At 55.7% G+C, this 20,993-nt stretch carries 19 protein-coding genes and 1 pseudogene; 15 read left to right on the top strand and 5 right to left on the bottom strand.

The features are described from left to right. Nucleotides 1–5: 5 nt before the first annotated feature. From kdpB to kdpF, 3 genes are read right to left on the bottom strand one after another with little or no spacing between them, the layout of a single operon-like run. Entirely contained in the window at nt 6–2,054 is a 2,049-nt protein-coding gene (kdpB, locus tag AC0LWE_RS07325; RefSeq protein WP_059178637.1) for a potassium-transporting ATPase subunit KdpB, read from the bottom strand. A gap of 19 nt (nt 2,055–2,073) precedes the next feature. Then, nucleotides 2,074–3,753 carry a potassium-transporting ATPase subunit KdpA gene (kdpA, locus tag AC0LWE_RS07320; protein ID WP_219346875.1) on the bottom strand — a complete coding sequence of 560 codons (1,680 nt, stop codon included), beginning with the start codon at nt 3,751–3,753 and terminating at the stop codon, nt 2,074–2,076. Then, complete coding sequence (gene kdpF / locus AC0LWE_RS07315; RefSeq protein WP_071818723.1) at nt 3,753–3,842, bottom strand: K(+)-transporting ATPase subunit F; 90 nt, start codon at nt 3,840–3,842, stop codon at nt 3,753–3,755. Before kdpF ends, kdpA begins: the two co-directional genes overlap by 1 nt. Before the next feature lie 308 nt (nt 3,843–4,150). Between kdpF and AC0LWE_RS07310 the strand changes: the two genes are divergently transcribed. The 10 genes from AC0LWE_RS07310 to nei all read left to right on the top strand — a co-directional run bounded on the left by AC0LWE_RS07310 (nt 4,151) and on the right by nei (nt 12,326). Further along, nucleotides 4,151–4,357 carry a YbfA family protein gene (locus AC0LWE_RS07310; RefSeq protein WP_012016611.1) on the top strand — a complete coding sequence of 69 codons (207 nt, stop codon included), beginning with the start codon at nt 4,151–4,153 and terminating at the stop codon, nt 4,355–4,357. 258 nt (nt 4,358–4,615) lie between these two features. After that, on the top strand, nt 4,616–6,028 hold the full coding sequence (phrB, locus tag AC0LWE_RS07305) for a deoxyribodipyrimidine photo-lyase (protein ID WP_219346874.1): 1,413 nt from the start codon (nt 4,616–4,618) through the stop codon (nt 6,026–6,028). A 10-nt stretch (nt 6,029–6,038) separates the two neighbouring features. Continuing rightward, nucleotides 6,039–6,782 (top strand): type 2 GTP cyclohydrolase I, encoded by a 744-nt coding sequence (locus AC0LWE_RS07300; RefSeq protein ID WP_059178634.1) that lies wholly within the window; start codon nt 6,039–6,041, stop codon nt 6,780–6,782. 14 nt (nt 6,783–6,796) lie between these two features. Beyond that, the gene (gene pxpB, locus AC0LWE_RS07295) at nt 6,797–7,453 is read left to right on the top strand and encodes a 5-oxoprolinase subunit PxpB (protein WP_204772390.1); all 657 of its coding nucleotides are present in this window, start codon (nt 6,797–6,799) and stop codon (nt 7,451–7,453) included. Further along, nucleotides 7,447–8,379, top strand: coding sequence for a 5-oxoprolinase subunit PxpC (gene pxpC, locus AC0LWE_RS07290; RefSeq protein ID WP_131487657.1), 933 nt, complete (start codon nt 7,447–7,449; stop codon nt 8,377–8,379). Before pxpB ends, pxpC begins: the two co-directional genes overlap by 7 nt. Then, nucleotides 8,369–9,103, top strand: coding sequence for a 5-oxoprolinase subunit PxpA (gene pxpA, locus AC0LWE_RS07285; RefSeq protein ID WP_219347712.1), 735 nt, complete (start codon nt 8,369–8,371; stop codon nt 9,101–9,103). Before pxpC ends, pxpA begins: the two co-directional genes overlap by 11 nt. 40 nt (nt 9,104–9,143) lie before the next feature. Next, on the top strand, nt 9,144–9,863 hold the full coding sequence (locus AC0LWE_RS07280; protein ID WP_059178631.1) for a DUF969 domain-containing protein: 720 nt from the start codon (nt 9,144–9,146) through the stop codon (nt 9,861–9,863). Next, nucleotides 9,860–10,855: a DUF979 domain-containing protein gene (locus AC0LWE_RS07275; RefSeq protein WP_059178630.1), complete on the top strand. Its 996-nt coding sequence runs from the start codon at nt 9,860–9,862 to the stop codon at nt 10,853–10,855. Before AC0LWE_RS07280 ends, AC0LWE_RS07275 begins: the two co-directional genes overlap by 4 nt. Nucleotides 10,856–10,864: 9 nt before the next feature. Continuing rightward, nucleotides 10,865–11,509, top strand: coding sequence for a pyroglutamyl-peptidase I (pcp, locus tag AC0LWE_RS07270; protein ID WP_202694183.1), 645 nt, complete (start codon nt 10,865–10,867; stop codon nt 11,507–11,509). A gap of 25 nt (nt 11,510–11,534) precedes the next feature. Then, a complete protein-coding gene (gene nei / locus AC0LWE_RS07265; protein WP_202694182.1) occupies nt 11,535–12,326 on the top strand; it encodes an endonuclease VIII in 792 nt (263 codons plus the stop codon). Between the two features lie 105 nt (nt 12,327–12,431). On the opposite strand, the gene AC0LWE_RS07260 is transcribed toward nei, so the two are convergent. Together AC0LWE_RS07260 and AC0LWE_RS07255 are read right to left on the bottom strand one after the other, a co-directional pair. After that, nucleotides 12,432–13,715, bottom strand: a complete 1,284-nt coding sequence (locus AC0LWE_RS07260) for a citrate synthase (protein ID WP_059178627.1) — start codon at nt 13,713–13,715, stop codon at nt 12,432–12,434. A gap of 327 nt (nt 13,716–14,042) precedes the next feature. Further along, nucleotides 14,043–14,105, bottom strand: a pseudogene (locus AC0LWE_RS07255) (hypothetical protein); the annotation flags it as partial. 491 nt (nt 14,106–14,596) lie between these two features. Between AC0LWE_RS07255 and sdhC the strand changes: the two are divergent. From sdhC to sucA, 5 genes are all read left to right on the top strand, one after another. Next, nucleotides 14,597–15,001, top strand: coding sequence for a succinate dehydrogenase cytochrome b556 subunit (sdhC, locus tag AC0LWE_RS07250; RefSeq protein ID WP_041689345.1), 405 nt, complete (start codon nt 14,597–14,599; stop codon nt 14,999–15,001). Beyond that, a complete protein-coding gene (sdhD, locus tag AC0LWE_RS07245; protein ID WP_012016623.1) occupies nt 14,995–15,342 on the top strand; it encodes a succinate dehydrogenase membrane anchor subunit in 348 nt (115 codons plus the stop codon). Before sdhC ends, sdhD begins: the two co-directional genes overlap by 7 nt. Further along, nucleotides 15,342–17,108, top strand: coding sequence for a succinate dehydrogenase flavoprotein subunit (gene sdhA, locus AC0LWE_RS07240; protein WP_131487660.1), 1,767 nt, complete (start codon nt 15,342–15,344; stop codon nt 17,106–17,108). Before sdhD ends, sdhA begins: the two co-directional genes overlap by 1 nt. A 15-nt stretch (nt 17,109–17,123) precedes the next feature. After that, on the top strand, nt 17,124–17,840 hold the full coding sequence (sdhB, locus tag AC0LWE_RS07235) for a succinate dehydrogenase iron-sulfur subunit SdhB (RefSeq protein WP_059178625.1): 717 nt from the start codon (nt 17,124–17,126) through the stop codon (nt 17,838–17,840). A 340-nt stretch (nt 17,841–18,180) separates the two neighbouring features. Next, nucleotides 18,181–20,988 carry a 2-oxoglutarate dehydrogenase E1 component gene (gene sucA / locus AC0LWE_RS07230; protein WP_174342275.1) on the top strand — a complete coding sequence of 936 codons (2,808 nt, stop codon included), beginning with the start codon at nt 18,181–18,183 and terminating at the stop codon, nt 20,986–20,988. Nucleotides 20,989–20,993 lie beyond the last annotated feature (5 nt).

The raw sequence follows: 20,993 nt of genomic DNA, 5'->3' as shown, positions 1-20,993 counted from the left end.
ACCTTTTAAACCAGCCCGAACACGGTCAGCAGCATGTCGATAATCTTGATACCGATAAACGGCACCACCAGTCCACCCAGACCATAAATCCACAGGTTGCGGCGCAGCATAGCGGCCGCCGTCAGCGGTTTATAGCTCACGCCTTTAAGCGCCAGCGGGATCAGGAAGACAATAATCAGCGCGTTAAAAATCACGGCGCTGAGAATGGCCGACGCCGGAGAGTGCAGATGCATCACGTTCAGGGCGTTGAGCTGCGGATAGGTCGCCGCAAACGCCGCTGGAATAATGGCAAAATACTTTGCCACGTCGTTGGCGATACTGAACGTGGTCAGCGATCCGCGCGTCATCAGCATCTGTTTGCCGATGTGCACCACTTCAATCAGCTTGGTCGGGTTAGAGTCGAGATCGACCATATTCCCCGCCTCTTTCGCCGCCTGAGTGCCCGAGTTCATCGCCACCGCGACGTCCGCCTGTGCCAGTGCCGGGGCGTCGTTGGTGCCGTCGCCGGTCATTGCCACCAGGCGTCCTTCGGCCTGGTACTGACGAATCAACGCCAGTTTGGCTTCCGGCGTGGCTTCAGACAGAAAATCATCCACGCCCGCTTCGGCGGCAATCGCGGCGGCGGTCAACCGGTTATCGCCGGTGATCATCACCGTTTTAATCCCCATCTTACGCAGCTGGGCAAAGCGTTCTTTAATGCCACCTTTCACGATATCTTTCAGGGCAATGACGCCGAGCACGGTTGCACCTTCGGCGACCACCAGCGGCGTTGCGCCCTGACGCGCCACGTTCTCAACCAGACGATCGACTTCCGGTGGGAAGTGGCCGTTGTTGGCTTCAATGTGGCGGCGGATTGCGTCAACGGAGCCTTTGCGAATCATGCGATCCTGGATGTTAATCCCGCTCATACGCGTTTGCGCGGTGAACGGCACAAAGGTGGCCTGCAGGCTTTGCACATCCCGCTGGCGCAGGTTAAAGCGCTGTTTTGCGAGAATAACGATGCTGCGGCCTTCCGGCGTTTCGTCGGCCAGCGATGAGAGCTGCGCGGCGTCGGCCAGCGTTTTTTCATCCACGCCGGGCGCGGGCAGGAACTCAGATGCCTGGCGGTTGCCGAGGGTAATGGTCCCGGTTTTATCGAGCAGCAACACATCCACGTCGCCCGCCGCTTCTACGGCGCGACCGCTGGTGGCGATGACATTTGCGCCGAGCATCCGGCTCATCCCCGCCACGCCAATCGCCGACAGCAATCCGCCGATGGTGGTTGGGATCAGGCAGACCAGCAGCGCGACCAGTACCGTGACGCTGACCGCCGTGCCGCCGTAGGCGGAGAACGGCCACAGGGTGGCGGTTGCCAGCAGGAAAACAATCGTCAGGGCCACCAGTAAAATGGTCAGCGCGATTTCGTTTGGCGTTTTACGACGCTGCGCGCCTTCGACCATCGCGATCATGCGGTCAAGGAAGGTTTCGCCTGGGTTGACGCTGCACTGGATCACCAGCCAGTCGGAGAGGATCCGCGTCCCGCCGGTGACGGAAGCGAAATCGCCGCCAGACTCACGAATCACGGGTGCAGATTCCCCGGTGATCGCGCTCTCATCGACCGATGCGCCACCTTCGATGACTTCCCCGTCGCACGGGATGATATCGCCCGCTTCGACCAGCACGACGTCGCCTTTGCGCAGCTCGTCAGCCGGGACGTGATCCATCTGCGCGCCATATTTTGGCTCGCGCAGTTTGCGGGCAAATGCTGTCTTATTGATGCCTTTCAGGCTGTTGGCCTGCGCCTTACTGCGGCCTTCAGCCAGCGCTTCGGCTACGTTTGCGAAAAGCACCGTAAACCACAGCCAAACGCTAATCGCGCCGGTAAAGCCCGCATCGCCCGCCAGATGCCCGGTTGCCATTGCAACAGCCAGCGCGGTGGTGACCACGCTGCCAATCCAGACAATAAACATCACCGGGTTGTGCCACTGCACGCGCGGGCTGAGTTTTTTGACCGCATCCATCAACGCCTGGCGAACCAGCGCGGGTTCTAAGAGGGCCAGTTGTTTACGACTCATGACTTATGTCTCCGCTCAATTAGCGTAAAGAAAGATGTTCCGCGACCGGGCCTAACGCGAGGGCGGGGATAAAGGTCAATGCACCCACCAGCAGCACGGTGCCAATCAGCAGGCCGACAAACAGCGCCCCGTGGGTGGGCAGCGTTCCGCTGGAGGTGGGCTGAATGTTTTTGCTGACAAGCGTCCCGGCAATCGCCATCACCGGGATGATTACCCCAAAGCGACCGACGAACATGCAGAACGCCAGCAGGCAGTTCCAGAACGGAGAGTTAGCGCTTAATCCGGCGAAGGCGCTGCCGTTGTTGTTAGCGGCGGATGAAACGGCGTACAGCACTTCGCTAAAGCCGTGAATACCAGGGTTGAAAATGCCGCTGCGTCCGGCGTCGGTCATCAGCGCCAGCGCCGTACCCATCAGCACCAGTGCAGGGGTCACCAGAATCGCCAGCGCGGTCAGTTTCATCTCCCTCACGTCGATTTTTTTACCCAGGTATTCCGGCGTGCGGCCAATCATCAGCCCGGCGATAAACACCGCCAGCAGGACAAACAGCAGCATGCCGTACAGACCGGATCCGACCCCGCCAAACACCACTTCACCAATCTGCATCAGCCACAGCGGGATCATCCCGCCGAGCGCGGTGAAGGAGTCATGCATCGCATTCACCGCGCCGCAGGAGGCCGCCGTGGTGACCACTGCGTACAGACTGCTGGCGAGAATGCCGAAACGGCTCTCTTTACCTTCCATATTGATGTTGCTGTCGGCACCGAGCTGCATAAAGTGCGCGTTGCCGTGCCATTCCGCCCACATCACCAGCGCGGCGCAGACCACGAAGATAATTGACATCGCCCAGAGCAACGTGCGGCCCTGACGGCGGTCGTTCACCACATCGCCAAAGGCAAAGCAGAGCGCGGAGGGGATCAGGAAGATCGCCAGCATCTGCACGAAGTTAGTCAGCGCAGTGGGGTTTTCGAACGGGTGCGAGGAGTTGGCATTGAAGAATCCGCCGCCGTTCGTGCCAAGCATTTTGATGGCTTCCTGCGAGGCCACTGGCCCCATCGGCAGCATCTGTTTTACCCCCTCAAGCGAGGTGTAAGACGAATACGGCAGCAGGTTTTGCAGCGTGCCTTGCTGGATAAAGAACAGAGCGATAAGCAGAGAAATCGGCAGCAGCACCCACAGCGTAATCCGCGTGAGATCGACCCAGGCATTACCCAGCGTATTCATTTTTTGCCGCGCAAAAGCGCGCGTCAGCGCGAAGATCACCGCGATGCCGCTGGCTGCAGACAGGAAGTTTTGTACGGTTAATCCCGCCATCTGGCTGAAATAGCTCAGCGTGGTTTCACCTGCATACGATTGCCAGTTGGTATTGGTGACGAAACTGACGGCCGTATTGAGCGCCAGATGCCAGCTCAACCCCGGCAACTGCTGCGGGTTGAGCGGCAAAATGCCCTGCAACATCAGCATCGCGAAGAGGACAAACAGGCCGCACACATTCAGCAGCAGAATAGCGAGCAGATATTGCCGCCAGTTCATCTCCTGATTTTGGATGCCGAGTACGCGCCACAATCCGTTTTCCACGCCGCCAACCAGAGGCAGCGGAACGCCATTTATCATCCGCGCCAGTGCGGTTCCCAGCGGTCGTGCCAGCAGGAACAGCACCAGTAAAAAGCTGGCGATAAGTAAAAATCCTTGAGCGGCCATCAGAATGCCTCCGCATTAAACAAGGCGTAGACCAGATACCCTAATAACAGAAAAACCAACACGATGCCGGCAATCAGACCTGCACTCACAATTCACCTCCGGGTGACATTTGTCTTTGTGCAAAAGGTAGGATTTATGGCGCAAAGATTTCGCAAAAATCGGCGGGGGAGGTGTAAAAAAAGTATAAAAACGATAAAGCCCCAATTTAACTATTGGTAAGTGTCTCGTTAACTTTTTCGTAACTTAATTACGGGAGAAGTGTAAATATTCACTAAATGAATGAAAAGAAGTGGTCGGATGAGTAGTAAAATTACAAACAAAACGGTACTATTTTAGCCAGATAACCACTTTTGAATTTTCCGGATAATGTTTCCGGCCAACTATAGGGGAGAAAATAATGGACCTTTACAAAGAGTATCCTGCACATGTTGTCTTTTTACGTCGCACCTTCGCTGTAGTGGCGGGTGTTCTGGCGTTACCGGTAATGCTTTTCTGGAAAGACCGTGCCCGTTTTTACAGCTATCTGCACCGCGTCTGGGCGAAAACCAGCGAGAAACCGGTATGGATGGATCAGGCCGAAAAAGCGACCTGCGACTTCTATTAAAATAAAGACGACACACAGCAATGTCGTAACCGCCACAGAGATGTGGCGGTTTTTTTATGCCCGCGATAAAGGTTTATCCCTTGAGATTGTCAGGAATCATCCGCAGTTAACCGGCATTAACGGGGTTGTACTGCTTGCTCCAGTAACATAACTTAAACATTATAGCGTCAGGTATTCCGACGCTGTTTCGGACGACGCGATGTTAGCGTGCGGCCGGAAACGCTACGCTTAGGTTATGGACAATTATTCAGGAGTGTTATGACCACGCATCTGGTCTGGTTTCGCGCGGATCTGCGCCTTCATGACAATATCGCCCTTGCGGCTGCCTGCCGCAGCCAAAACGCGCGGGTGCTGGCCGTGTTTATCGCCACGCCCGATCAGTGGCGGCAGCACGATATGGCCCCGCGACAGGCGTCATATCTGCGCGCGCACCTTAATGGGTTGCAGCAGGGCCTGGCGGAGAGAGGCATTCCACTCATCTATGAAGAGGTGAGTGATTTTGCGGCGCAAAGCGCAAAAGTGCAGCAGCTCTGCGAGCAGCACGCCGTCACCCATCTTTTTTACAACTATCAATACGAATGCAACGAGCAGCAACGTGACCGACAGCTCGAAAAAACGCTCGACGGCGTGGTCTGTCAGGGCTTTGACGACAGCGTGATGTTGCCCCCCGGCAGCGTCATGACCGGGAATCACGAGATGTATAAAGTGTTTACCCCGTTCAAGAATGCGTACGTCAAGCGCCTGAAAGAGGGGCTGCCGGAATGCGTGGCCGCGCCCGCAGCCAGAGAACAAAAGCTGCCGCCACCCGCTGAAATTGACTTCAACTACCCGCAGCAGGATTTTGATGCTGAACGGTTTCCTGCCAGTGAAAAGGCCGCCATCGCGCAGCTGCGTCATTTCTGTCAGCACGGCGCGGGTGAGTACGAGGCGCGGCGCGATTTCCCTTCCATCGACGGCACCAGCCGGTTATCTGCCTGTTTAGCGCTGGGCGTGCTCTCGCCGCGTCAGTGTTTGCACCGACTGCTGGCGGAGCAGCCCAGAGCGCTGGACGGCGGTGAGGGCGCGGTGTGGCTTAACGAACTTATCTGGCGAGAATTTTATCGCCATCTGATGACCTATCATCCGGATTTATGTAAACATCGGCCCTTTATTCGCTGGACTGACAATGTGCAGTGGCAGCACGACGAGGTGCTGCTGCAGGCCTGGCAGGACGGGAACACGGGCTATCCGATTGTCGATGCGGCGATGCGCCAGCTCAACGAAACGGGATGGATGCATAACCGCCTGCGAATGATCGTGGCGAGTTTTTTGGTGAAAGACTTGCTTATCGACTGGCGTGCCGGAGAGCGATATTTTATGGCACAGCTGATCGACGGCGATTTGGCCGCCAATAATGGCGGCTGGCAATGGGCGGCCTCAACCGGAACGGACGCCGCGCCCTATTTTCGTATTTTTAATCCGACCACGCAGGGGCAACGGTTTGACGCCACGGGCGAGTTTATCCGTCAGTGGCTGCCATCACTTCGTGATGTGCCGATTAAATCCGTTCATGAACCCTGGGTGTGGGCAGATAAAGCGGGCGTGAAGCTCGATTATCCGCGCCCGATTGTCGATCATAAACAGGCGCGCGTCGCCACACTGGCGGCCTATGAAGCCGCCCGCAAAGTGTAAGAGAGTCATGATGAAAAACACCGAACTTGAACAACTGATCAACGAAAAACTGAACAGCGCCAGCTTTAGCGACTATGGCCCGAACGGCCTGCAGGTGGAAGGGCGCGACACGGTGCAAAAGATTGTCACGGGCGTCACGGCAAGCCAGGCGCTGCTCGATGAAGCGGTGCGTCTGCAAGCCGATGCAGTGATCGTACATCACGGTTATTTCTGGAAAAACGAAGCGCCCGTGATTCGCGGCATGAAGCGCAATCGCCTGAAAACGCTGCTGGCAAACGACATCAACCTGTATGGCTGGCATTTACCGCTGGATGCGCACCCGGAGCTGGGCAATAACGTGCAGCTGGCCGCGCTGCTCGGCATCACCGTGATGGGCGAAATTGAACAGTTAGTGCCGTGGGGTGAGTTATCGATGCCGGTCCCTGGTCTGGAGCTGGCCTCCTGGATTGAGGCGCGCCTGGGGCGTCGTCCGCTGTGGAGCGGCGATACCGGGCCCGACTTGGTGAAACGCGTCGCCTGGTGTACGGGCGGTGGTCAGGGCTTTATCGACAACGCTGCGCGCTTTGGCGTTGACGCGTTTATTACCGGTGAAGTGTCTGAACAGACGATTCATTCCGCGCGTGAACAGGGTCTGCATTTTTATGCCGCCGGGCATCACGCCACTGAACGCGGCGGCATTCGCGCTCTGAGCGAGTGGTTGACGGAAAATACCGATCTGGATGTGACCTTTATTGATATTCCTAATCCTGCCTGATGAGAGGTACGTAAGTGCAGCGAGCGCGTTGTTATTTATTAGGCGAAACCGCCGTGGTGCTGGAGCTTGAGCCTCCGGTCACGCTGGCGACGCAAAAAAGGATCTGGCGCTTAACGCAGCGGCTAGCGGAGATCCCCGAAGTGGTGGAAGCCATTCCGGGGATGAATAACATTACGGTCGTATTGCGCAATCCGCAGTCCCTGGCGTTGGATGCAATCGAGCGGTTGCAACGCTGGTGGGAAGAGAGCGAGGCGCTTGAGCCTGAGTCACGCTTTATCGAAATCCCGGTAGTGTACGGCGGGGCGGGTGGCCCGGATCTGGGCGAAGTCGCCCGACATGCCGGACTGTCTGAAAAGCAGGTGGTCGAGCTGCACAGCTCGATTGATTACGTAGTGTGGTTCCTGGGCTTCCAGCCAGGATTCCCCTATCTGGGGGGATTGCCGGAACAGCTGGCCACGCCGCGTCGCGCTGAGCCGCGCCTGCAGGTTCCTGCCGGTTCGGTCGGCATTGGCGGGGCGCAGACCGGGATTTACCCGCTGGTGTCGCCGGGCGGCTGGCAGCTGATTGGCCATACCCCTCTGCCGTTATTTGATTCAAAACGCGATGAACCGGTGCTGTTGCGACCGGGTGATACCGTGCGGTTTGTGCCGCAGAAGGAGGGGGTATGTTGAAGGTGATTCGCGCAGGGCTGTATACCTCGGTACAGGACGAGGGCCGTATTGGCCTGCGTCAGTCGGGGATCAGCTATTGCGGGGCGCTGGATAAACCGGCGTTGCAGATTGCGAATCTGCTGGTGGGCAACGATCCGAATACGGCGGCGCTGGAAATGACCCTGGGTCAATGCAGCGTCGAGTTTGAGCGCGACAGCTGGTTCGCTCTGACCGGCGCAGGCTGCGATGCCACGCTTGATGGCGCAGCGGTCTGGACCGGATGGCGATTAAGGGCTAAAGCCGGGCAGCGCCTGACGCTGAATCGCCCGTTGCACGGGATGCGCAGCTATCTGGCGATCGATGGCGGCATTGACGTACCGGAAGTGATGAACTCATTCAGCACCGATCTCAAAACGGGTATCGGCGGGTTTGAAGGCCGTTTGCTGAAAGATGGCGACAGGTTACCGCTTCGTCCCGGCACGCGGGAATTTGCCGAAACGCAGGGGGTTAAGCAACTGCTGTGGACCAACCGTATTCGCGCACTGCCTGGGCCGGAATACCATGAGTTTGACCAGCCTTCGCAGGATGCTTTCTGGCGTCTGCCGTGGAAGCTCAGCCCGCAAAGTAACCGCATGGGCTATCGTTTACAGGGTCAGCAACTGGCACGCACTACCGATCGCGAAATGCTGTCACATGGCCTGCTGCCGGGCGTGATTCAGGTGCCGCATAACGGCCAACCGATTGTCCTGATGAATGATGCGCAGACCACAGGGGGCTATCCGCGTATCGCCTGCATCATCGAGGCGGATATGTACCATCTGGCGCAAATTCCGTTGGGTCAGCCGATTCATTTTGTGCAGTGCACGCTGGAAGAGGCGCTCGAAGCGCGACGCGTACAGAGACAACATATCGAACAACTGGCATGGAGGTTGAATGATCGTCGTTGATTTGAATGCGGATTTAGGCGAAGGCTGCACAAGCGATGCTGAATTATTGACGCTTGTCTCTTCCGCCAATATCGCCTGCGGATTTCACGCCGGGGATGCGCAAACCATGCAGGCGTGCGTTCGCGAGGCGTTAAAAAATGGCGTGGCGATCGGCGCCCATCCGAGCTTTCCCGACCGGGAGAACTTTGGCCGCACGGCGATGAACCTGCCACCGGAAACGGTGTACGCCCAAATGCTGTATCAAATTGGGGCGCTGGAGGCTATCGCGCGCGCCGAAGGAGGGCAACTTCGTCACGTTAAGCCGCACGGGATGCTCTATAACCAGGCGGCAAAAGACGCCGCGCTGGCGGACGCTATCGCCCGTGCGGTTCATGCCGTTAGCCCGACGTTGATTCTGGTGGGACTGGCCGGCAGCGAACTGATCCGCGCCGGGGAGCGTCATGGTTTGGTCACGCGCGAAGAGGTGTTTGCCGATCGCGGTTATCAGGCTGACGGAAGTCTGGTGCCGCGCACGGCGGCGGGCGCGCTGATTGACGATGAAGAACTGGCGCTGGGGCAAACCCTGGAAATGGTGCAGCAGGGGCGGGTCAAAAGCATCACCGGGGAGTGGGCCAGCGTGCGGGCGCAGACCGTCTGCCTGCATGGCGATGGCGAACATGCGCTGGCGTTTGCCCGCCGCTTACGCAAAGAATTTGACGTTAAAAATATAACAATCAGTGCATAACGCACAAACGCAAACACAACTTAACAACAGGAAAGAGAATATGGCAGAGACGTTATCGCTCTGGCCACTCATCGGTATCGCGGTGATTGTGGTCGGGTTTTTATTACGTTTTAATCCGGTGCTGGTGGTGATTGTCGCCGGTATCGTGACTGGCCTTGCGGCGCATATGCCTGTCGCCACTATCCTCGAAAAGCTCGGCGAGGGGTTCCTGAATACCCGTAACCTGCCGTATATCCTGCTGATTCCTCTTGCGGTTATCGGTCTGCTGGAGCGCCACGGGCTGAAAGAGCGCGCGCAGGCCTGGATTGCCAAAATTCACAGCGCCACTGCGGGCCGCTTGCTGATTGTCTATCTGTTCGTGCGTGAAGCGTCGGCCGCAATGGGACTGACCAGCCTCGGCGGTCATCCGCAGATGGTGCGCCCGCTGCTGGCCCCGATGGCGGAGGGTGCAGCAGAGAAAAAATACGGTGAACTGCCGGGCGCGGTGCGTTACCGCCTGCGTGCCATGTCGGCGGCGACCGATAACGTCGGGCTGTTCTTCGGCGAAGACATTTTTGTCGCCTTTGGCGCGATCATCTTTATGCATAACTTTATGCTTGAGTCTGGCGGTATTCAGACCGAGCCGCTGCATATTGCCTTGTGGGGCATCCCGACGGCGATCTGCGCCTTTATCATTCATGCCACTCGCCTGTGGCGGCTGGATAAGCATCTTGAGCGCGAGCTGGCGAAAACCACGCGTACGCAGGGAGATGCCTCATGAATTTCCAGCAAAGCTATTTGTACTGGCTGGCGGGGCTGATCCTGCTGATCGTCGCGGTGATGTCGTTCCGCGATAAAGCTAACCCGCGCCGCGTGACGACCGGAATGTTCTGGGGCATTTACGGCCTGATGTTCCTGCTGGGTGACTGGACGTATCAGCTGGTGGGCGATAAGCGCACCGTGCATATTGCGGTGGGTGTCGCGGTGGTGGGGCTGGCGCTGATTGCTGGTTTTGGCGGCGTGCGTCTGGGCAGCTATCATCAACGCAAGCAGGAAGAACGTGAAGCCAGCGCAACGCGTCTGGGTAACCGACTGTTCTATCCGGCGCTCGCCATTCCCGTGGTGACGGTTGTTGGCGTGCTGATGTTCAACCATATTCCGGGATTGCAGGAGACGCTGTTTGGGCCGGGCAATCACGCGACCCTGGTGACGCTGTTTTCCATGACGATCGGCACGCTCATTGGCCTGGCGCTGGCAATCAAAATGACGCACGAAAAAGTGCATCAACCGCTGCAGGAAGCGCGTCGTCTGCTGGATTCCATCGGCTGGGCGTTTATTTTGCCGCAAATTCTGGCGACGCTCGGGCTGCTGTTTACCGCAGCAGGCGTGGGCGATGGGATCTCCTGGCTCACGAAAACCTATCTGGCGGTGGATAGCCGCTTTATCGCGGTGGCGGTCTACGCGATTGGCATGGCTGTGCTGACGATGGTGATGGGCAATGCGTTTGCTGCGTTCCCGATTGTGACGGCAGGGATCGGCATTCCGATTCTGGTGCTGCAACACGGCGGCAATCCGGCCGTCATGGCGGCGATTGGGATGTTCTCCGGGTATTGCGGGACGCTGATGACGCCGATGGCGGCTAACTTCAATATTGTTCCCGCCGCCCTGCTGGAACTGCCGGATAAAAATGCGGTGATCAAGGCGCAAATACCGACCGGCGTGCTGTTACTGATCGTCAACGTGTTCCTGATGTACTTCCTGATGTTCTTATAAGGAGGCGTGATGCGTCATATTTTAGTGACCGGTTTTGAGCCTTTTGGCGGTGAGACCATCAACCCTTCCTGGGAAGTGGTCAAACAGCTTGAGGGGATGATAATAGATGATTGCCGCGTGGTGACGCGGCAGTTGCCTTGCGTGTTTGGCGAGTCGCTGACGGTGCTGAATGCCGCTATCGACGAATTGAATCCGGCCGTAGTGATTGCCGTCGGGCAGGCGGGCGGTCGTGTGGATATCACCGTCGAACGTGTCGGTATAAACGTCGATGATGCACGAATTCCTGATAATCGTGGGCAGCAGCCGATTGACGTTGCGATTGTCCCGGGCGGCCCTGCGGCGTGGTTTAGCTCGCTGCCCATCAAAGCAATGGTGGCGGCGATGCGCGAAAAAGGCATTCCTGCATCAGTGTCGCAGACGGCGGGGACGTTCGTCTGTAATCACGTGATGTACGGGTTGCTGCATAAAATCAGTGAAAACGCGGAGATAAAGGGCGGCTTTATTCATATTCCGTACTTACCTGAACAGGCCGCGGCGCATGCTGGCGCACCGAGCATGGCGGCACAGACGGTGAAAGATGCGCTGGAAATCGCCATAACCGTGGCGTTACGCCAGGACTGTGACATTAACGTCGTAGGCGGCGCAACGCATTAACGATGCACTCAAAAAGGATGTAAATATGCCAGAAGGACCGGAGATCCGCCGCGCGGCGGACAGCCTGGAGGCGGCGATAAAGGGCAAACCTCTCACCGATGCGTGGTTTGCCTTTCCTCAGTTAAAATCGTTCGAATCCTCGTTGATTGGGCAAAAAGTCACGCAGATTGAAACGCGCGGCAAAGCGTTGCTGACGCATTTTTCCCATAACCTGACGCTATATAGCCACAATCAACTTTATGGGGTCTGGCGGGTGGTTGATGCAGGTGAGCACCCACAAACATCAAGGATATTGCGCGTCAGGCTGCAAACGGCGGATAAAGCGATTTTGCTCTACAGTGCGTCAGACATAGAGATGTTAACGCCGGAGCAACTGCTCACTCACCCCTTTTTGCAACGCGTTGGGCCGGATGTACTGGATATGCGGCTGACGGCAGAAGCGGTGAAAGCGCGATTATTGTCGCAGAAGTTCCGCAATCGGCAGTTTTCAGGATTGCTGCTGGATCAGGCCTTTCTTGCCGGGTTGGGCAATTATTTGCGCGTTGAAATTCTCTGGGAAGTGGGGCTGGCGGCGCAGCGTAAGGCTTCGCAGCTCAGCGAGGAGCAGCTTGATGCGCTTTCACATGCTTTGCTGGACATCCCGCGGCTGTCGTACAACACGCGTGGCGTGGTAGATGACAATAAACATCACGGTGCGTTGTTTCGCTTTAAGGTGTTTCATCGGGAGGGCAAAGCCTGCGAGCGATGCGGCGGGGTGATTGAGCGGAGCACGCTTTCTTCAAGACCGTTTTACGGGTGTCCGGAGTGTCAGAAATAGGGCGCAGAGTTCTCCTTCTCCCCGTGGCAGAAGGCTGGGGTAAGGGCATCTGATCGCACAAATAAAAAACGCGCCAGTCGGCGCGTTTTTAACAGACAAATCGAATTATTGCTTGATGTCTGATTTGAAATCACGCTGCTCGTAGCCTGTGTACAGCTGACGAGGACGGGCGATTTTCATGCCGTCGGTGTGCATTTCGTTCCAGTGTGCAATCCAGCCCACGGTACGCGCCATGGCAAAGATCACGGTGAACATGGTAGACGGAATGCCCATCGCTTTCAGAATAATGCCAGAGTAGAAATCGACGTTCGGGTACAGTTTTTTCTCGATGAAGTACGGGTCGTTCAGCGCGATGTGTTCCAGCTCCATCGCCACTTCCAGCAGATCATCTTTCGTACCCAGCTCTTTCAGCACTTCGTGGCAGGTTTCACGCATAACGGTCGCGCGCGGGTCGTAGTTTTTGTAAACACGGTGACCGAAGCCCATCAGGCGGAAGGAGTCATTTTTGTCTTTCGCACGACGCACGAATTCAGGAATGTGCTCAACAGAGCTGATCTCTTCCAGCATCTTCAGTGCCGCTTCGTTCGCGCCACCGTGCGCCGGTCCCCACAGGGAGGCGATACCGGCTGCGATACAGGCGAATGGGTTTGCGCCTGAAGAGCCAGCGGTACGAACGGTGGAGGTCGATGCATTTTGTTCGTGGTCGGCATGCAGGATCAGAATACGGTCCATCGCGCGCTCAAGCACCGGATTAACCTCGTAAGGTTCGCACGGCGTGGAGAACATCATGTTTAGGAAGTTGCCTGAATAGGAGAGGTCGTTACGCGGATAAACAAAAGGCTGACCGATAGAATATTTGTAACACATCGCCGCCATGGTTGGCATTTTGGACAGCAGGCGGAACGCTGCGATGTCACGATGGCGTTGGTTATTGACGTCCAGCGAGTCGTGGTAGAACGCCGCCAGCGCACCGGTAATACCGCACATCACAGCCATCGGGTGAGAATCACGACGGAAGGCGTGGAACAGACGGGTAATCTGCTCATGAATCATGGTGTGGCGGGTGACGGTCGTCTGGAATTCATCGAACTGCGCCTGCGTCGGTTTTTCACCGTTCAGCAGGATATAGCACACTTCCAGATAGTTGGATTCGGTGGCTAATTGATCGATGGGGAAGCCGCGGTGGAGCAGGATACCTTCGTCACCGTCGATGAAGGTGATTTTGGATTCGCAAGATGCGGTAGAAGTGAAACCAGGATCAAAGGTAAACACCCCTTTTGAGCCCAAAGTACGAATATCAATAACATCCTGACCGAGCGTGCCTTTTAGCACATCCAGTTCAATAGCAGTGTCACCATTTAGGGTGAGCGTTGCCTTTGTATCAGCCATTTACGGTCTCCTTAGCGCCTTATGCTTAAGACCACGAAACACTCAGTCCTTCAAGCCAGCTCTGCGTTGGCTGCGCCCTCGAACCCGGGTCACATAGTTATCTATGCTCTCTGGGATTCTCTGGCTTGCCGCCTTGATCTCGCTCGAATGCCTGCGTGTTTAATACGGATTCGCTTTCAGCTGTTAATCACCGTTACCAGTTTGTTATTTGGCTTGCCGCTCAGCTCGCGAGGAGAAACCAGGGTACAGAGCTATGGCGCCTTGCAGGTAAACGAATGAAAAATCAGAGAAACAACAGCAAATCAGTGTCTTCGCAGTCCGAATTATTCAAACCTGTATACCACTAATAACTGTCCTGATAACTTCGGTCAATACCATCACACTGTTACATAACTAAATCTCAGGTGAAAGAGAGACCTCATAACTTTTGCGCATTATATGCCTTTTCCGCTGACGTTTGTAACAATATTGTTTAATCTTTGTCAAATCCGATGATTAAAATTTAAAATAATGTTGTTATCGTGACTGTGATCACTGTTCCGCATAAAACCCGACAAACTGTATGTAGGTTAATTGTAATGGTTTTGTGAACGACCTATACTGCCGCCAGGTCTCCGGAACACCCTGCAATCCCGAGCCACCCAGCGTTGTTACGTGTCGTTTTAGCATTTGGAAGCAATGTTTTACATGACGCGCAGTTATACAAAAAGGACGCTGTCTGACCCGCATCGCAGCCGGAGTAAGGAAATCCCATAGTCTTTCACGCTACAGGTGCGTTGGCTGCGCCCGCTCATCCCGGTTACATAGTTCACTATGATCTCGGGTTTCCCGGACTTGCCGCCCTCCTGTTACGCGAATTCAAAGGGAATAATAAGAACAGCATGTGGGCGTTATTCATGATAAGAAATGTGAAAAAACAAAGACCTGTCAATCTGGATCTGAAAACGATCCGGTTCCCTGTAACGGCAATAGCGTCCATTCTCCACCGTGCATCCGGTGTGATTACGTTTGTGGCGGTAGGCATTTTGCTGTGGTTACTGGGAACGAGCCTCTCTTCTCCTGAAGGATTCCTCCAGGCTTCGGCCATCATGAGCAGCTTCTTCGTGAAATTTATCATGTGGGGCATTTTGACCGCGCTGGCATTCCACGTTGTTGTGGGTGTTCGCCATATGCTGATGGACTTTGGTTATCTGGAAGAAACATTCGAAGCAGGGAAACGCTCTGCCTATATTTCGTTTGCCATTACTGTCGTGTTTTCAATTCTCGCAGGAGTCCTCGTATGGTAAGCAACGCCTCCGCATTAGGACGCAACGGCGTACATGACTTTATTCTGGTCCGCGCTACCGCCATCGTCCTCACGCTTTACATCATCTACATGATCGGTTTCTTTGCGACCAGCGGCGAGCTGACGTGGGAAATCTGGAGCGGATTCTTCGGATCTGCCTTCACCAAAGTGTTCACCCTTCTGGCGCTGTTCTCAATCCTTATTCATGCCTGGATTGGCATGTGGCAGGTGTTGACCGATTACGTTAAACCGTTGGCGATTCGCCTGCCTCTGCAACTTGCTATCGTTGTTGCTCTGGTGGTTTACGTTATTTATGGATTTGTTGTGGTGTGGGGTGTGTGATGAAATTGCCAGTCAGAGAATTTGATGCTGTTGTGATTGGTGCGGGTGGCGCAGGTATGCGCGCAGCACTGCAAATTTCCCAGAGCGGCCAGACCTGTGCGCTGCTCTCAAAAGTTTTCCCAACCCGCTCGCATACGGTTTCTGCCCAGGGTGGCATCACCGTTGCGCTCGGTAATACCCATGAAGATAACTGGGAATGGCACATGTATGACACGGTGAAAGGCTCCGATTATATCGGTGACCAGGACGCCATTGAATATATGTGCAAGACCGGCCCGGAAGCGATTCTCGAGCTTGACCACATGGGCCTGCCATTCTCCCGTCTGGATGATGGCACCATTTATCAGCGTCCGTTTGGCGGCCAGTCGAAAAACTTCGGCGGCGAGCAGGCGGCACGTACCGCGGCAGCGGCTGACCGTACCGGTCACGCTTTGTTGCACACGCTGTATCAGCAGAACCTGAAAAACCACACCACCATTTTCTCCGAGTGGTATGCACTCGATCTGGTGAAAAATGAAGATGGCGCAGTGGTCGGGTGTACCGCGCTGTGCATTGAAACCGGTGAAGTGGTTTATTTCAAAGCGCGCGCAACGGTACTGGCGACCGGCGGCGCAGGCCGTATTTATCAGTCCACCACGAACGCCCACATCAACACCGGTGACGGCGTTGGCATGGCGATCCGCGCGGGTGTCCCGGTGCAGGATATGGAGATGTGGCAGTTCCACCCGACCGGTATTGCCGGTGCTGGTGTGCTGGTCACCGAAGGCTGTCGTGGTGAAGGCGGGTATCTGCTCAACAAACACGGCGAGCGCTTCATGGAGCGTTACGCGCCAAATGCTAAAGACCTGGCGGGTCGTGACGTGGTGGCGCGTTCCATCATGATTGAAATCCGTGAAGGTCGCGGCTGCGACGGCCCATGGGGTCCGCATGCCAAACTGAAACTCGATCATCTGGGTAAAGAGGTTCTGGAATCCCGTCTGCCGGGTATCCTGGAATTGTCCCGTACCTTTGCTCACGTTGATCCGATCAAAGAGCCTATCCCGGTTATCCCAACCTGCCACTACATGATGGGCGGTATTCCGACCAAAGTGACCGGTCAGGCGTTGACCGTGAATGAGCAGGGCGAAGACGTGGTGATTCCTGGCCTGTTCGCTGTCGGCGAAATCGCCTGCGTATCGGTACACGGCGCTAACCGTCTGGGCGGTAACTCGTTGCTCGACCTGGTGGTATTCGGTCGTGCGGTGGGGATACATCTGCAAGAGTCGATTGCCGAACAGGGTGACCTGCGTGATGCGACTGAGGCGAATATTGATGCTTCCCTGGAGCGCCTGAACCGCTGGAACGGCAACCGTGACGGTGAAGACCCGGTCGAAATCCGCAAAGCGCTGCAGGAATGTATGCAGCACAACTTCTCGGTCTTCCGTGAAGGTGACGCGATGGCGAAAGGGCTTGAGCAGTTGAAAGCCATCCGCGAGCGTCTGAAAAATGCGCGTCTGGATGATACCTCCAGCGAGTTCAACACCCAGCGCGTTGAGTGCCTGGAGTTGGATAACCTGATGGAAACCGCCTACGCGACGGCTGTATCCGCAAACTTCCGTACTGAAAGTCGTGGCGCGCATAGCCGCTTTGACTATCCGGATCGTGATGATGCTAACTGGCTGTGCCATTCCCTGTATCTGCCAGAGTCGGAATCCATGACACGACGTGAAGTCAATATGGAACCGAAACTGCGTCCGGCGTTCCCGCCGAAGATTCGTACCTATTAATGCGGAGACAGGACAATGAAACTCGAATTCTCAGTTTATCGTTATAACCCGGATGTTGATGACGCTCCGCGTATGCAGGATTACGTTCTGGAAGCGGAAGAAGGTCGCGACATGATGCTGCTTGATGCCTTAATGCAGCTGAAAGAAAAAGATCCGACACTGTCGTTTCGTCGTTCCTGCCGCGAAGGGGTGTGTGGCTCCGACGGCCTGAACATGAACGGCAAAAATGGTCTGGCCTGCATCACGCCGATATCCGCGTTACAGCGTGCGGGACAGAAAATTGTTATCCGTCCTTTGCCTGGTCTGCCGGTCGTGCGCGATTTGGTGGTGGACATGGGGCAATTCTATGCACAATATGAGAAGATTAAGCCTTACTTGTTGAATAATGGGCAAAATCCACCGGCTCGCGAGCATTTACAGTCGCCAGAGCAGCGTGAAAAACTCGATGGTCTGTATGAGTGCATTCTGTGTGCATGTTGTTCGACCTCTTGTCCGTCATTCTGGTGGAATCCGGACAAATTTATCGGCCCTGCGGGTCTGCTGGCAGCGTATCGTTTCCTGATCGATAGCCGCGACACCGAGACCGATAGCCGTCTGGAAGGGTTAAGTGATGCTTTCAGCGTATTCCGCTGCCATAGCATTATGAACTGCGTCAGTGTATGTCCTAAGGGGCTGAACCCGACGCGCGCCATCGGCCATATCAAGTCGATGCTGTTGCAACGCAGCGCATAAGTAAGAAGAGGGGAGCGTTTTCCCCTCGCCTGACCCTCTCCGATGGGAGAGGGTATAAATGCAGGAAACCTCTAAAAACTGCCATAAATGGCATCTATAACCGAGATGTTCAGTGCGAAACAAGGCGCGGCTGAACGAATCCCAGGAGCATAGATAACTATGTGACTGGGAAGAGTGAGAGGCGCAACGCAGTTGCAGCCTGAACAACGACGGTTAGAGGGCGGTTTTTAAAGGTTCCTTCGCGGGCCATAAGAGCTCGCAGGTGAACCCCGGCACGTACACGAGGTGTGCGTGGTAGTTTCTACGGCGAAATAAGCATAAACATGCTTAAGGGATCACGATGCAGAACGGCGCAATGAAAGCCTGGCTGGACTCTTCTTTCCTCTCTGGTGCAAACCAAAGTTGGATTGAACAGCTCTATGAAGACTTCTTAACCGATCCTGACTCAGTGGACGCTAACTGGCGTTCCATGTTCCAGGAGTTACCTGGAACGGGAGTCAAACCGGATCAATTCCATTCCAAAACACGTGATTATTTCCGTCGTCTGGCGAAGGATGCCTCACGTTACTCCTCCTCGATCTCTGACCCTGATACCAATGTGAAGCAGGTTAAAGTCCTGCAGCTCATCAACGCTTATCGCTTCCGCGGTCACCAGCATGCGAACCTCGATCCGCTGGGACTGTGGCAGCAAGAACGTGTCTCGGATCTCGATCCGGCTTACCACGATCTGACCGAGGCCGATTTCCAGGAAACCTTTAACGTGGGCTCTTTTGCCAGCGGCAAAGACACGATGAAGTTGGGCGAGCTGCTTGACGCGCTCAAACAAACCTACTGCGGCTCTATCGGTGCGGAATACATGCACATCATGTCTACCGACGAAAAACGCTGGATCCAGCAGCGTATTGAGTCGGTAGCCGGTCGTCCAAGCTTTAGCACGGATGAGAAAAAACGCTTCCTGAATGAACTGACCGCAGCGGAAGGCCTTGAGCGTTACCTCGGCGCGAAATTCCCGGGTGCAAAACGCTTCTCTCTGGAAGGCGGCGATGCGTTAGTGCCGATGCTGAAAGAGCTGATCCGCCATGCGGGCAACAGCGGTACGCGCGAAGTGGTGCTGGGTATGGCGCACCGCGGTCGTCTGAACGTGCTGGTCAACGTGCTGGGTAAAAAACCGCAGGACCTGTTCGACGAATTTGCAGGCAAACATAAAGAACATCTCGGTACGGGCGATGTGAAGTACCACATGGGCTTCTCGTCTGATATTGAAACTGACGGCGGTCTGGTTCACCTGGCGCTGGCGTTTAACCCGTCGCACCTGGAGATCGTAAGCCCGGTGGTTATCGGCTCCGTGCGCGCGCGTCTGGACAGACTCGACGAGCCAAGCAGCAATAAAGTGCTGCCAATCACCATTCACGGTGATGCTGCGGTAACTGGCCAGGGCGTGGTTCAGGAAACCCTGAACATGTCTAAAGCGCGTGGTTACGAAGTGGGCGGTACCGTTCGCATCGTTATCAACAACCAGGTGGGCTTTACGACCTCTAACCCGCTGGATGCGCGTTCCAGCCCGTACTGTACCGATATCGGTAAAATGGTGCAGGCGCCAATCTTCCACGTCAATGCAGACGATCCGGAAGCTGTCGCATTTGTTACCCGTCTGGCGCTGGACTTCCGCAATACCTTCAAACGCGATGTGTTCATCGACCTGTTCTGTTATCGCCGTCATGGTCATAACGAAGCGGACGAGCCGAGTGCAACCCAGCCGCTGATGTATCAGAAAATCAAAAAGCATCCGACGCCGCGTAAAATTTACGCTGACAAACTGGAAGCTGAAAAAACCGCGACGCTTGAAGATGCCACCGAGCTGGTGAATCTTTACCGTGATGCGCTGGACGCGGGCGAATGTGTGGTGAAAGAGCTGCGTCCGATGAATATGCACTCCTTCACTTGGTCGCCGTACCTCAACCACGAATGGGATGAGAGCTACCCGAACAAGGTTGAAACCAAGCGTCTGCAAGAGCTGGCGAAGCGTATCAGCACCGTGCCTGAAGCCATTGAGATGCAGTCCCGCGTGCAGAAAATCTACGCCGACCGTCAGTCCATGGCGGCAGGTGAGAAGCTGTTCGACTGGGGCGGCGCAGAAAATCTGGCCTACGCCACGCTGGTAGATGAAGGCATTCCGGTTCGTCTGTCCGGTGAAGATGCGGGCCGTGGCACGTTCTTCCACCGTCACGCGGTGATTCACAACCAGACTAACGGTTCAACGTACACCCCGCTGCAGCATGTGCATAACGGTCAGGGCTCGTTCAGAGTCTGGGATTCCGTGCTGTCTGAAGAAGCGGTGCTGGCCTTTGAATACGGTTACGCCACTGCTGAGCCGCGCACGTTGACCATCTGGGAAGCGCAGTTTGGTGACTTTGCTAACGGTGCGCAGGTGGTTATCGACCAGTTCATCAGCTCCGGCGAGCAGAAATGGGGCCGTATGTGTGGTCTGGTGATGCTGCTGCCGCACGGCTACGAAGGGCAAGGCCCGGAGCACTCCTCCGCGCGTCTGGAACGTTATCTGCAGCTCTGCGCCGAGCAGAATATGCAGGTTTGCGTGCCGTCAACGCCAGCGCAGGTTTACCACATGCTGCGCCGTCAGGCGCTGCGCGGTATGCGCCGTCCGCTGATTGTGATGTCGCCGAAATCTCTGCTGCGTCATCCGCTGGCGGTGTCTACGCTGGATGAACTGGCAAACGGTGCCTTCCAGCCTGCGATTGGCGAGATTGACGAGCTGGATCCACAGGCCGTGAAGCGTGTTGTGATGTGTTCTGGTAAGGTTTATTACGACCTGCTTGAACAGCGTCGTAAAAACGATCAGAAAGATGTCGCCATCGTGCGCATCGAACAGCTTTATCCGTTCCCGCACCAGGCGGTGCAGGAAGCGCTGAAACCGTACGCACACGTACATGATTTTGTCTGGTGCCAGGAAGAGCCGCTTAACCAGGGCGCATGGTACTGCAGTCAGCATCATTTCCGTGATGTGATTCCATTTGGGTCTGGTCTGCGTTATGCAGGTCGCCCGGCCTCCGCTTCACCAGCGGTAGGGTATATGTCCGTTCACCAGAAGCAACAGCAAGATCTGGTCAATGACGCGCTGAACGTCGATTAATTAAA

This window comes from Lelliottia sp. RD5 (genome assembly GCF_056032945.1).
This window is presented reverse-complemented; position numbering and strand designations above follow the sequence as displayed.

Excerpts from the sequence above, each read along its gene's own strand:
- kdpB (WP_059178637.1), bottom strand. The coding sequence starts at position 2,054 with ATGAGTCGTAAACAACTGGCCCTCTTAGAACCCGCGCTGGTTCGCCAG.
- kdpA (WP_219346875.1), bottom strand. The coding sequence starts at position 3,753 with ATGGCCGCTCAAGGATTTTTACTTATCGCCAGCTTTTTACTGGTGCTG.
- AC0LWE_RS07310 (WP_012016611.1), top strand. The coding sequence starts at position 4,151 with ATGGACCTTTACAAAGAGTATCCTGCACATGTTGTCTTTTTACGTCGC.
- phrB (WP_219346874.1), top strand. The coding sequence starts at position 4,616 with ATGACCACGCATCTGGTCTGGTTTCGCGCGGATCTGCGCCTTCATGAC.
- AC0LWE_RS07300 (WP_059178634.1), top strand. The coding sequence starts at position 6,039 with ATGAAAAACACCGAACTTGAACAACTGATCAACGAAAAACTGAACAGC.
- pxpC (WP_131487657.1), top strand. The coding sequence starts at position 7,447 with ATGTTGAAGGTGATTCGCGCAGGGCTGTATACCTCGGTACAGGACGAG.
- AC0LWE_RS07280 (WP_059178631.1), top strand. The coding sequence starts at position 9,144 with ATGGCAGAGACGTTATCGCTCTGGCCACTCATCGGTATCGCGGTGATT.
- AC0LWE_RS07275 (WP_059178630.1), top strand. The coding sequence starts at position 9,860 with ATGAATTTCCAGCAAAGCTATTTGTACTGGCTGGCGGGGCTGATCCTG.
- pcp (WP_202694183.1), top strand. The coding sequence starts at position 10,865 with ATGCGTCATATTTTAGTGACCGGTTTTGAGCCTTTTGGCGGTGAGACC.
- nei (WP_202694182.1), top strand. The coding sequence starts at position 11,535 with ATGCCAGAAGGACCGGAGATCCGCCGCGCGGCGGACAGCCTGGAGGCG.
- AC0LWE_RS07260 (WP_059178627.1), bottom strand. The coding sequence starts at position 13,715 with ATGGCTGATACAAAGGCAACGCTCACCCTAAATGGTGACACTGCTATT.
- sdhC (WP_041689345.1), top strand. The coding sequence starts at position 14,597 with ATGTGGGCGTTATTCATGATAAGAAATGTGAAAAAACAAAGACCTGTC.
- sdhD (WP_012016623.1), top strand. The coding sequence starts at position 14,995 with ATGGTAAGCAACGCCTCCGCATTAGGACGCAACGGCGTACATGACTTT.
- sdhA (WP_131487660.1), top strand. The coding sequence starts at position 15,342 with ATGAAATTGCCAGTCAGAGAATTTGATGCTGTTGTGATTGGTGCGGGT.
- sdhB (WP_059178625.1), top strand. The coding sequence starts at position 17,124 with ATGAAACTCGAATTCTCAGTTTATCGTTATAACCCGGATGTTGATGAC.
- sucA (WP_174342275.1), top strand. The coding sequence starts at position 18,181 with ATGCAGAACGGCGCAATGAAAGCCTGGCTGGACTCTTCTTTCCTCTCT.